We start from the raw sequence: 12,388 nt of genomic DNA on the forward strand, positions 1-12,388 counted from the left end.
TATCAAATAGGATAATGGATGTCAATATTTTAGATTGGGTGTTTTGTTTAACTTGTTTCCTCTTTTACTGATTGGGATAATATCACCTTTAACACCACTGAAAACCGCTGTTGATTTCCGTGGAAGACTTCGCTTTCCGCGGGCGGTTGGTGAGCCTCCTCGTCGCTTCGCTCCTGTGGGCAGAAAAGCGGAGGCGGCTTGTTCAGCCCCGACAAGCATAAGATGAATAGGCTGAAAAGGCGCTTTTTGCCTTTTTTGCCTATTTAGCTTATGACCTCGAGGGGCTAGCCGCCGGAACTGGACAGGTCTCACCTAACTCGCATCTCCCGCAGGAGTCTTCGTCTTCCACTCCAATCAACAGCTGGAACCTGCTAAATACAAAGATTAACGCTGACAGGTCAAGTCAAAAGAAGCTATATGAACTAACAGTTTGTATTAATAACCCTTAAATTACCCCAAGGAACGACTGAAAAACTTCGTTGCCTAGGAATCTCCCCTGCTTTGTTAGCGCGACACGTTCATCGTCTACCAGAAGGAGTTTGCGGTTTTGCATTTCTTCGAGTGAAGACTGGAAGACGGATTCGATTGAGCAGCCGAATTTTTCTATGAAGGCGGATTTGCTGACGCCTTCTACTTTTCGGAGGCCAAGGAACATTTCTTCTTCCATCATTTCTTCCCTGGTGACTTTATGCTCCTGGATTGTCGGAAGGCCTCCGTCGGCTAAGGGCTCCATGTATTTCTTCAGGGGACCGAAGTTCGAATAGCGCACTCCGTTTATATAGCCGTGTGCACCAGCGCCTAAACCATAATATTCATTGTTGTCCCAATAAACGAGGTTATGCTTGCTTTCGTAGCCTTCTTTGGCGAAATTGCTGATTTCATATTGATTGATCCCGAATTTCTCCATCGTCTCGATCAGCACCTCATACATCGCCGCTTCCTGCTCCTGTGAAGGGAGTGAAAGCTTGCCTTTTCTCATCAAATTATAAAAGACGGTCTTCGGCTCTACGATAAGGGAGTATGCTGAATAATGAGGCAGGTCAAGCTCTAGAGCTTTTGTCAGAGTATCCTTGAAATCCTCCTCCGTCTGCTTGGGAAGACTGTAAATCAAGTCAATGCTAATATTGGAGAATCCTACTTTCTGGGCTGTTTCCACTGAAGTATAGACATCCTGACTTTTATGTGTCCTGCCGATCCCTTTCAGCAACTCATCGTTGAACGACTGTACACCGAAGCTCAATCGATTGACACCATGATCCTTTAAGACCCTGAGTTTATCCTCAGTCAAGTCCCCAGGATTGGCCTCAAATGTGAACTCCCCTTGATCAAACGGCAGGCTTTCGTTAATTTCCGCGCACAATTTGTCCAGTTGGGCTGCATTCAACGAAGTGGGGGTGCCTCCCCCTACAAAAATTGTATCGACCTTACTTGTGGGATCCACTCTCCGCTTCATTTCCATGCCGAGGCTGTCCAGGTATCCGTCAACCGGCTGACCTTGTAAAAATACTTTATTGAAATCGCAGTAATGGCATATATGCTCACAGAAAGGTATATGAATGTATGCTGATTTAACCAATGTCGATCCCTCCTTTACTTGCAATCATAGAGAAAAGGGGGTAAGCAGAACTTGTGGATCACAAGCCTCTTTCCCCCTTTATCAAAAGCAATATTATTTCGAATCAGTATCATCCATCTTCAAGACTGCCATGAATGCTTCCTGAGGCACTTCAACGGATCCGACGGATTTCATCCGCTTCTTCCCTTCTTTTTGTTTCTCAAGAAGTTTTCGTTTACGTGAAATGTCTCCTCCGTAACACTTGGCAAGGACGTTTTTACGGATTGCCTTGATTGTGGATCTAGCCACGATTTTCTGTCCGATGGCCGCCTGTACCGGCACCTCGAATTGTTGTCTCGGAATCAATTCCTTTAATTTCTCAACAATTAACTTCCCTCGTTCGTATGCGAAGTCCCTATGAACGATGAAGCTTAAGGCATCCACGTTTTCACCATTCAAGAGAATATCCATTTTCACCAGTTTGGACTGCTTGTAGCCGATTAGTTCATAATCAAAGGAAGCATATCCTTTTGTATTGGATTTTAACTGATCAAAGAAGTCGTAAACAATCTCAGCAAGCGGGATTTCATACACGATGTTCACTCGCGTATCATCCATATATTGCATATCGATAAAGTTTCCGCGTTTCCCCTGGCAAAGCTCCATGACTGCTCCAACGTAGTCATTCGGGACCATGATCGTCGCTTTGACATATGGCTCCTCTACGTAGTCCACTTTTTGCGGATCAGGCATCATGGAAGGGTTATCGACTTTAACTTCTTCTCCATCCGTCAACTGGACATGATAGATAACACTTGGAGCAGTTGTGATTAAATCAATTTTGAATTCACGCTCGATACGTTCCTGGATGATCTCCATATGAAGAAGTCCCAAGAATCCACAGCGGAAACCAAATCCAAGTGCTTGTGAAGTTTCAGGCTCATATTGCAGAGCTGAGTCATTCAATTCGAGCTTCTCCAGTGCTTCCCTCAAATCGTTGTAGCGGTTCGAATCGATCGGATAAAGACCGCAATACACCATTGGGTTCAGTCTGCGATATCCAGGCAGTGCTTCCTGAGCCGGATTTTTCGCAAGCGTGATTGTGTCACCCACACGCGTATCTCCCACGTTCTTAATGGAAGCTGTCAGGAATCCTACGTCACCGACCGTCAATTCTTTTTGGCCGGTCGGCTTCGGAGTGAATACGCCGACTTCCGTCACTTCGAATTCTTTACCCGTCGCCATCATCCGGACTTTATCCCCGACTTTGACGGTACCTTCCATCACCCTGATATATGCAACGACTCCACGATAAGCATCATATAATGAGTCAAAGATAAGGGCTTTGAGCGGTGCATCCGGATCTCCCTGAGGTGCAGGGACTTTTTCCACGATTTGTTCCAGTATCTCTTCAATTCCGATTCCTGCTTTTGCCGAAGCGAGGACGGCTTCTGATGCATCAAGTCCGATTACATCTTCCACTTCCTGGCGCACACGCTCAGGATCCGCTGCCGGAAGGTCGATCTTGTTGATGACCGGCAGGATTTCCAAGTCATTGTCAAGCGCCAAATAGACATTTGCAAGCGTCTGGGCTTCAATGCCCTGCGCAGCATCCACAACGAGTACCGCACCTTCGCAGGCAGCGAGACTCCGGGATACTTCGTATGTAAAATCGACATGTCCCGGTGTGTCGATCAGGTGAAAAATATATTCTTCGCCATCTTTCGCCTGATATTTCAATTGCACGGAATTCAATTTGATGGTGATTCCGCGTTCTCTCTCCAAATCCATGGAATCTAGCAATTGCTCTTTCATTTCACGTGCCGTCAACGCCTTCGTTTTCTCCAAGATACGGTCGGCAAGCGTCGATTTACCATGATCTATATGAGCAATGATAGAGAAGTTTCTTATTTTTGATTGTCTTTTCAGTTTTTCTTCACGGTTCATTATTCGTTCAACTCCTGTTATATCCACACATGTACACTATGTTGAATTATAGCAGTACAGTATCCATTATTCAATCTAAACCGGAAGTCCCTCTTTGGTAAATTAAACGAGTCTTGACTCAGGTGGGCAGATATGACTGCTTAGTAACTACCACAATGTATCGAAGAGAACGATGATTCAATAGATTCAATCAAATCAACGATGCAATAAATTCGACTAATTTGCCGGTTATGCCTTCAATCAGATCCGCAAGTGCCTTTCCAATCGATGAAAACGCGTTGAACGCTTTCATTTCCTCAAGTTTCTCTTTTTTCTCGGCCAATGTCCTGCTTTCGACTTCATTTCCGAGGAAGGTTGCTTCCACATTGCCTTCATCATTCTTTTTCATGTTCACCGGAGAAGTGAAGGATTCTTCTTCATGACCTTTCATCTCGACGATTCCCTCATTGGCATACTGCATCCCCATCAGCACTCCCACAAACAGGAAACAAATGAGAATGAAACATTTCAAGAAAAATTTAACCATAATGAACCACCCTCCTCGAGTTTACTGTTTGACCGGCTCTGGAGATACGCGGTGATCGACCTTCTCCGCCTGCCAATAATAGTCTGCGAAAACCTTTGAAAATGCGATGGATGAACGCTGCAGTTCTTCAAACGTATTATCCACCCCTCCGAATTCCAATAGCATGGCATTCCCGGAAAGGTCTTGGTTGAATTTTCCGTTTGTCCCGCTTCCTTTTTTAGAAATCACTCCACGGGACAATCCTTTGTACTTCGATTCAAGGAGTCTATGGAGTTCTGTGGCCACCTTCAGATTCTCTTCATAATTCGGATGCTCCTCACCGACTACGAACGCAAGCTTTGCATAAGCCTTCCCATCAATCTCCGTGGTGGTCACTTGCTTTCGCTGGGAATCCCTGTGAATATCGATCAAGTATAGTAATTCTTTATTATCTGCCATCGCTGCTTGCACCAAAGGCCTGGATTCCTGATAAGCCTGAAAATAGTCCAGTCCTTTTTCATTCAGTCTTTTGACGACATCTGTTTTATCAATGCTCGTACCTATCCCCTGTTGCTCCAGATCCTCCTTCAACATGTCCCCCACCTTTGTGACATTGATTTTGGAGTGCATAGCTGAATCAGGGTCTGATACGCCGTCCAAATAAGGGAGATATGATTCTCGCGTATGTGTGAAATAAAGAAGTACCGTTTTTGTATCGCCAGTCGTCATGACCGACTTACCAGCGTCTTTTCTATCATTTCCATCTTGGATATCACCCAGGTTCTTTAACCCTGCTTCCGTTTCAGTGTCCAATGCTTCCTGTGGCGGAACCGATTCTATCGGCATATTCGTGAAATCCGTCCCTTCCCCTGCAACCTGGATGCTCCCGTCAAAAATTGAAAATCCCGGGAGCTCCCTTCCGAGAAAACTTCTTGGGTCGTCAAACCGGACGTTGGTGGCAACGCTGAACAAGACCGATGAAATGCCGGGGATTTCCTTTCCGGTCGATATGCTGTTGAAAGCCCTGTTTTCCATCGTGAATAACGTATAGAGCATTTCTCCCTTTACTACGGATGCCGCTTGATTCAACGAGTCAGAGGAAATTCTATATTGAGGTTTCATTGAAGTCATCATGCCCGTAATCGAAAAAATTGATAGGATGGCGATGATCAAGAAGATGATTCCTTTGAAAATGGTGGATGCATTCACCGAGACAACGTATTGAGTGGCTTTAATCGATTTCATGACCTCACCCTTTCTAAAAACTACTCTAGTACATGCTATGTATTTGATAGAGAAAGTAGAACACTAGTTACTAGTCAGTATGAGGTTTTATTCAGGGCTTTAAACGACTGAAATGAAAATAAAGAAAGCTGCGGCATCGACCTCCGCAGCTTCCTCATCATTCATCGTGTCTTGAATCCTGTGTTGTCCTGACTGACCGCATCATGCAATGCAGCATTCAGTCCGTTCGCCACTAAATTGGCCATGTCTTCAATGAATACATCGACTTCCTTAGGAGTCACCATCAGATTGTGGCCGATAGGCGCAAGCACTTCATGAATCAATTTCCTCTTCTCTTGATCCTCCAATGTCCCAACGATTCCCATGAACGTTTGACGGTGCTTTTCTTCAGGAAGATCTTCTTCTGTCAGCTTCTTCCTTTCGCCAAATGTCAAACCCGCTGGGGCAAGCGAACGGGACGGCCTGCTTCCTTCCTTCATCTCCTTGCCAAAGTGCTTCAGCAAGAAATCGACCGTATCACTCACGATTGTAACCGCGTCAAGCACTGTCGGAACCCCGATCGCTATGACAGGCACACCCAGCGTTTCTTGGTCGAGTCCTTTTCTTTTATTGCCCACCCCCGAGCCTGGGTGGATCCCTGTATCCGAAATCTGGATCGTTGAATTGACCCGCTCGATCGAACGAGAAGCCAGCGCGTCAATCGCAATGATGAAATCGGGTTTGGATTTCTCAACCACCCCAAAGATGATATCACTGGTTTCAATGCCGGTAAGCCCCATCACGCCTGGTACTAGGGCACTGACAGGACGATACCCCTCTTCTACGGATTCCGGCTGAAGTTCAAATAAGTGCCTTGTCACCAGGAGATTTTCACACACCTGCGGCCCTAGTGCATCGGGAGTGACATTCCAATTCCCGAGACCCACGATCAAGCAGCTTGCATTTTTGTCAATCTTGTTGCTTTCGAGAAACTTACTGAATTCATTCGCAAACACTGCCTCTACCTTTTGCTGCAAGTCCGTGTTTTGCTCCCTTATTCCATGGGCTTCAATCGTCAAATAGTTACCTGCTTTTTTCCCTATATTTTCTTCCCCTTCAGGCGTAATGGTCACAAGGGAGATCTTGATTCCTTCATCCTCCCTCTCCTTGATCACGACACCTTTTATCTCCGAGGATACGTCTCCTTTTTCAGGAGCCTCTTTTTTTCCATTTTCTGAAATCGCCATTTCCCTTGCTTCTACGGCAAGATCCGTACGGACCGAATATACATTCAAGTCTAATTCTCCTTGAACTGGTTTCTTCTGGTCTTTCATTTCCGTCACCCTCCAAACATTGAGTCTTATACGATTATGTTTTATGTTTACCTTTAAGCCACGGCTTCATTCACTCGTTTATTTTCTCTCGTTAGTATTGCATTCTAGCCATTCGTTTGATAAAATATCATTTGTTCTAATAGAATAGGAAATGAAATCGAGTCACATAGAATCTCGATCCTTTTATAGGAGGTGACAGGAATGCCAAACATTAAATCTGCTATCAAGCGCGTTAAAACTAGCAACGAGCGCAACGCACAAAATGCTACTGTAAAATCTTCTATGCGTACTGCTGTGAAGAAAGCAGAAGCTGCAGTTGCAAACGGTGCTGAAAACGCTAAAGAACTAACTTATGATGCAATCAGCCAATTAGACAAAGCAGCTCAAAAAGGTCTTATCCACAAAAACGCTGCAGATCGTCAAAAATCTCGTCTAATGAAAAAAGCAAACTAATTTGAAAAGTTCAAGGCTGACCCCTCGAGGGATTTGGCACTGGAGCTAATCAATGAAAAAACCACTGGAGTCCATCCAGTGGTTTTTTTTGCTCTTTCACACGAAGAAGCAATCGACGGTTATTTTTTTCATCATGCGAATTCTTCGTGATTACATTTCATTCAACTTCAGAAGGAACATTTCGATCATGAGCTCCTTTTTGACTCTCCCCGTTTTAATTTCATAATCACCTTCAGAGAGCATCTCAATGATTTTTGCCAGCTGGCTGTCATTGAAATGTTTGGCATGTCCTGCAGCAAGCTTCACCCGAAAAGGATGGACTTTCAATGAGGTGGCAATCTTCTGTTGTCCATAGCCCCTTCTTGATAATTCTTTCGTTCCGTAAATCAACCTGAATTGACCGGCAAGGATTGAAAGGATCTTCAAGGGCTCTTCATTTTGCTTCAGTAAATCGTAATAGATACGAAGCGCCTCATCGATCCTCCTCTGCACGACTTTATCAACGAGCGCAAAGATATTCTGCTCCAGGGAGCGGGCCGTTAACTTTTCTACCGCGGCTGCATCGATATGACTTGTATCGCTTGCATACAGTGACAGCTTGTCCAATTCTTGGGTGAGCATCATCAGATTCGTACCGGCGAGTGTCAATAACAGTTCGATGGCGTCTTCATCGATTTGAACAGAATTTTCAGCGGCCCTCTCCCTCACCCACACTTTTAATTCTTGTTCATTGAGTTTTTTTGCTTCAACGACTTCAGCACTTTTCTTCAGGGCCTTGGTGATCTTCTTTCGTTCATCCAGCTTTTCATACCGGGCCGTCAGTACAAGGATGGTATAGGGGGCAGGGGATTCTATGTATTGTTCCAAACGCTTGATGTTATGTTCTACCTTTTCCTTCGTTTTTTCCGCCGTAAGGAAAACGGGGTTGTCCAGGATGACGACACGCCTCTCCCCCATAAATGGAAACGTTTCAGCGTCTTCAATCGCCAATTCTACGGGCGTCTCTTCCAAATCATATTTAGAAAAATTAAAATCCATTTCTTCTTCTGTCAATGCTTGAGAAACGATTTTCTGTTTTGTTTCATTGATTAAAAAGGATTCATTTCCATATACTAAATAAATAGCAGCAAACTGCGATCTTTCAATTTTTTTCCAAGTATTAATAACCAAGTCAGCACTCTCCAATAACTGATTTATCCTCTCTATGTTAAAAAAGCTTTGGGGATTTGACAAGTGGGTAGGGGACGCCCGGACTGAAAGAGGGACACCCCCTATATCTATATTAACGTTGACGCGGAAGACCTAGGACCCTTTCGCGTCAACGGTATTCCTTTACAATGATTAGTGTCTCCCCGATGCGGGGAACTTATATGTGACAACTCTTGTCATTAAAGGAAAAAGTACAGCGAAGTATAGATTTTTTCAAAACGATGTTCTATACTAGAATAGAAATAGGAGGGGTAGTTGTGAACCAATTTGAAGAAAGTGTACAATCAAAGAGAAATGACGCAGTAGATTCTGGTGTCGGCTTTATCGTTTCATTTGGATTCTTTGCTACGATGTTTATTATCGGGACTGTCATTAAGCTGATTGGATCTTAATGAAAAGACATAAGGGGAAGACCCAAAAATGTCCGGTTTCTTCAAATTCCAAATATGGTACTTAAAAAACGTATCATACAAGTGGGTTGAAGGCCTGACGCTTTTGCGGTCTGCCCCTTTTTCTTTAGCGCTTAATGTGTGTTGGTACTACATACTATGGATGTTGGGCAAAAAACGTTCCATGTTCACCCAAAAAACGATATGAAAGTGCCCCATGTTCTGCCGTTGTGTGGATGACGATCTTTTGCTCATCCAGCCTTTTTATCACATCTGGATGAGGGTGACCGAACCGATTTGACCTTCCAGCAGAAATGACGGCGAAGGAAGGCTTGAGTTCGTCAAGGAATGCTTCTGTCGTTGATGTATCGCTGCCATGATGCCCTACTTTCAACACATCAACCACCAAATCGTACCTCTCTATAAACTCCCTTTCCCCCTCTTCTTCCAAATCCCCTGTAAACAACCACTTAAGTCCCCCGATTTCAGTGAACACTACCAGTGAATCATTATTTCCAGCATACTCAACATCTATAGGAGATAGGATATGAAACGAATTCTTTTCAGACCCCCAACGATAAGGGGAATACACTTGATTTACTTCAATTCCTTTCCTTGTTGCCCTGCTAACGAGCATTTCCATTTCCTTTTTCACCTGGCTGTTGGGAGTGATCATTATTTCTTTTATGAGCATCGAATCAATCAACTCTTCCGCCCCTCCGATATGATCATGGTCTGCATGAGTGAGGATCAATTTATCAAGTGAGGTCACACCTTTACTCTTCAACAGGGGGAGAAGTACATCTTCTGCGATTGAATACTCATTCGTTTTTCTTTTCCAGCCTTCTTCTTCGAACGTTACCACCCCACCTGTATCAATCAAGTATGCCCCTCTGTTGAAAGGTAGTTTTATGAGAATCGAGTCACCCTGTCCCACATCGATGAAGACGACTTCCCCATAAGGATCAAAATGTTCCCACTGCGTATGGAGAACAATGATGATACAAAGGACCATCGAGGCACCGAATCCCTTCCCCTTTTCCAAACCCTTGAAAATGATTCCGATCAATAGAATATATCCAATCGTCACCAACATATGAGGCTTTCCGAGAACAACTGTATTCAAGGGATTGCCTGCAAGCATTGCGGTTATCTTACTCAATCCCTCCAGTAACCACCCATACAGAATGAGCGGCATTGAAAACTCACCCGGAATCGATACGTGTAAGAGGAAAGTGATGAGCGCCATCGGAAGGACGATCAACGAATAAACGGGGACGAAGAAGAGATTTGAAACAAATCCAATCAATGAAAATTCATAAAAATGAAAGACGAGGACGGGCATGGAAGATAACTGAGCGATTACCGTCACCTTCAACAATTGAGGAAAAGTGGAGTTCGACGAGAGGATGCTTCCAGAAGACAATACCAATGAAAAACTGACAGCGAAAGAAAGTTGGAATCCAATATCAAAAACATAATAAGGATCGATAAAAAGAAGACAGATGAATATGACAGACAAGCTGTCCAATACAGTCAGTTTCAGTCCGAATTTCCGTGTGAAGATCAGAATGGCCAACATGAATGAAGCGCGGATTACAGGCGGCGCACCTCCCGTGATGACCATATAGAAACATAAAAAGACGATTAGCATCCAGGAAGAAGATTCACGCGATATCCCGATTCTGAGAAGAAGGTAATAGAAACAGCCGAATATCAAGCCAACGTGCAGACCTGAAATGGCAAGCAAGTGAATAATCCCCAGTTCCCGATAAGACTCCATTATCTCCCCTGGAATCCTCGCTGTCTCACCGAATACCAGAGCCTGGGTCATTCCGATCGTTCCTTCCGGAAACTGCTCTTCTATATACTTTAACCCTTTCAGCCTCCAATTGGCGAGCAGATATCTGCCATCGATATTCAGAGAGTCGCATCCATCAATGGACTCAATTTTCAGCACCCAGTGAATCCCCCTTTCATAGAGATAGTTCCTGTAATTAAACAGATGGGGATTGGAGTTCCCGGACGGCTTTTCAAGTGTGCCATGTACGTTGCACACGACCCCGGGATGGAGTCCGTTCATGATTTCAACTTGATCCTGAGAGGGTATCCGATAAGTATATGCGACTTCTTCGTGTTGGGCTTTCCCGTAACCGCGCATCGAATCACCATCAATAAAGGGGATGGAATCAAATGTCATTTGAAGATCTTTGATTTGTGGAGAGAGTGTTGTTCTTTGTTTACTTTCATGGAATTCAGTCATGGAAAATGCCGAGAAAAAGGTGATCAAGCAGACCATCCAGAGGGTAGTAGATGATTCCCGCTTCAGGAGCGAGAGGATAAGGAAGGAAAGAAAGAAGGCACCCCATGGGGATTGAAGTGCCAAGAGACAGCCCGATACAGTTGAGGCTGCCAGGGAGAGCATGAGATAATCATGGATTCCCTTATTCATTAAACAGATGTATGTATTCTTGCTCGTATTTATCGATTGTTTCCTGATTGCCACCATTATGGCGAAGTTCTTCAATCAATTCAAGGACAAAACGTGATTTCTCCTTATTTTTCGGATCGATGCTTTTTTCCTCAAAAGGTACTTTTTCCACCCTTACTTCAGCCTGTTGAAACAACTGTGCTGCGTATGGATGGTTTTTATAATCAGTAGCATAATATACCGTCTTGATTCCCGCTTGTACAATGGCCTTACAGCACTGCAGGCAAGGAAAATGGGTTACATATATTTCTGCCCCATCTGTCCCTACCCCGAACTTTGCACACTGCAGCAGGGCATTCATTTCTGCGTGAATGGTTCTCACACAGTGGTTGTCGATGACATAGCAGCCTTCGTCGATGCAATGGTCCCCACCCGCGATCGAGCCATTATATCCCCCTGCAATGATCCTTTTATCCCGGACAATCGTAGCGCCGACAGTCAGACGGGTACAAGTGCTCCTCAGTGCCAGCAAATGACTCTGGGCCATAAAGTATTGGTGCCAAGCAATTCGTTTCATTTTTTCTCCCACCCCTTCTCATTTCGGTATCTTCCTTTAGTGTATAAAGAGCATGAATGATTCGTCAATTCATTGGACGAAAATATGCTCCTTTAATTTTTCGAATGTTTTTTCTCCTATCCCGGAAATGTTTTTGATATCTTCAATTTTTTTGAAAGGTCCATTCTCTTCCCTGTACTGCACGAATGTTGCAGCCTTTGCAGGGCCGATTCCTGGCAGGGAATCAAAATCTTCCTCTGTAGCAGCGTTCAGATTGACTTTGTCCTTCTCCGGACTGCCCTCCATTCCTTGCACGACAGGAAACTCAGCAGCCGCCTCTCCTTTTTTGGGAACATAAATGAGCATCTCATCGGTCACCTTGATGGCAAGATTAATAACGCTGCTCTCTGCATTGGAAGTGAAACCACCAGCCTTGTCGATGACAAATTTCAGCCTTGTACCCGATTCCACTTGATATAGCCCCGGTTCTTGAACTTCCCCCTTTAGGTCCACGTATACACTTTCATCCTGCTTTGCCTCTTTATGACGAGGATCGGAATCTGTTTCTTCTACGATCGGTTCACCTGCCGCCACTCCCAAGGGTGTGATTTCCGCCTCATCTTGATGCCCGCCTATGAACATGTATAAATAAACGGCTAGACTAACTGAAATTAATGAGAGGATGAAAAAGATCCTTTTATATTTCTCAAACATTGTCTGCATGTTGAAAATCACCCCGTTTGGAATATTCATTGTACGCATTTCATAAGTTGTAGGAGAAAACA

11 protein-coding genes are annotated in these 12,388 nt (G+C 44.3%); 2 read left to right on the forward strand and 9 right to left on the reverse strand.

Translation table 11 applies throughout. From position 1 onward, the window contains the following. Positions 1–445: 445 nt before the first annotated feature. The 5 genes from hemW to gpr form a co-directional block, all read right to left on the reverse strand. Complete coding sequence (hemW, locus tag LCM10_RS14480; RefSeq protein WP_224877012.1) at positions 446–1,576, reverse strand: radical SAM family heme chaperone HemW; 1,131 nt, start codon at positions 1,574–1,576, stop codon at positions 446–448. A 93-nt stretch (positions 1,577–1,669) separates the two neighbouring features. Then, complete coding sequence (lepA, locus tag LCM10_RS14485) at positions 1,670–3,502, reverse strand: translation elongation factor 4 (protein WP_263621521.1); 1,833 nt, start codon at positions 3,500–3,502, stop codon at positions 1,670–1,672. 190 nt (positions 3,503–3,692) lie between these two features. Then, a complete protein-coding gene (locus LCM10_RS14490; protein WP_224877013.1) occupies positions 3,693–4,028 on the reverse strand; it encodes a DUF3679 domain-containing protein in 336 nt (111 codons plus the stop codon). Between the two features lie 21 nt (positions 4,029–4,049). After that, on the reverse strand, positions 4,050–5,252 hold the full coding sequence (spoIIP, locus tag LCM10_RS14495) for a stage II sporulation protein P (protein WP_224877014.1): 1,203 nt from the start codon (positions 5,250–5,252) through the stop codon (positions 4,050–4,052). A 161-nt stretch (positions 5,253–5,413) separates the two neighbouring features. After that, positions 5,414–6,565 (reverse strand): GPR endopeptidase, encoded by a 1,152-nt coding sequence (gene gpr, locus LCM10_RS14500; protein WP_224877015.1) that lies wholly within the window; start codon positions 6,563–6,565, stop codon positions 5,414–5,416. Positions 6,566–6,766: 201 nt separating this feature from the next. On the opposite strand from gpr, the gene rpsT reads away from it, so the two are divergent. Continuing rightward, a complete protein-coding gene (gene rpsT / locus LCM10_RS14505; protein WP_224877016.1) occupies positions 6,767–7,018 on the forward strand; it encodes a 30S ribosomal protein S20 in 252 nt (83 codons plus the stop codon). Between the two features lie 150 nt (positions 7,019–7,168). On the opposite strand, the gene holA is transcribed toward rpsT, so the two are convergent. Continuing rightward, on the reverse strand, positions 7,169–8,188 hold the full coding sequence (holA, locus tag LCM10_RS14510) for a DNA polymerase III subunit delta (RefSeq protein ID WP_224877017.1): 1,020 nt from the start codon (positions 8,186–8,188) through the stop codon (positions 7,169–7,171). Positions 8,189–8,484: 296 nt separating this feature from the next. Here holA and LCM10_RS14515 point away from each other — a divergent pair, with 296 nt between their 5' ends. Further along, the gene (locus tag LCM10_RS14515) at positions 8,485–8,619 is read left to right on the forward strand and encodes a YqzM family protein (protein WP_224877018.1); all 135 of its coding nucleotides are present in this window, start codon (positions 8,485–8,487) and stop codon (positions 8,617–8,619) included. 154 nt (positions 8,620–8,773) lie between these two features. On the opposite strand, the gene LCM10_RS14520 is transcribed toward LCM10_RS14515, so the two are convergent. From LCM10_RS14520 to LCM10_RS14530, 3 genes are all read right to left on the reverse strand, one after another. Further along, the gene (locus LCM10_RS14520; RefSeq protein WP_224877019.1) at positions 8,774–11,125 is read right to left on the reverse strand and encodes a DNA internalization-related competence protein ComEC/Rec2; all 2,352 of its coding nucleotides are present in this window, start codon (positions 11,123–11,125) and stop codon (positions 8,774–8,776) included. Beyond that, on the reverse strand, positions 11,061–11,624 hold the full coding sequence (locus LCM10_RS14525; protein ID WP_224877020.1) for a ComE operon protein 2: 564 nt from the start codon (positions 11,622–11,624) through the stop codon (positions 11,061–11,063). The genes LCM10_RS14520 and LCM10_RS14525 overlap by 65 nt, the downstream gene beginning before the upstream one ends. A gap of 69 nt (positions 11,625–11,693) precedes the next feature. Next, the gene (locus LCM10_RS14530) at positions 11,694–12,326 is read right to left on the reverse strand and encodes a helix-hairpin-helix domain-containing protein (protein ID WP_224877021.1); all 633 of its coding nucleotides are present in this window, start codon (positions 12,324–12,326) and stop codon (positions 11,694–11,696) included. Positions 12,327–12,388: the final 62 nt, after the last annotated feature.

Origin of the sequence: Rossellomorea aquimaris (genome assembly GCF_020171925.1) — a bacterium.
In the GTDB taxonomy this organism is placed as follows: domain Bacteria; phylum Bacillota; class Bacilli; order Bacillales; family Bacillaceae_B; genus Rossellomorea; species Rossellomorea aquimaris_F.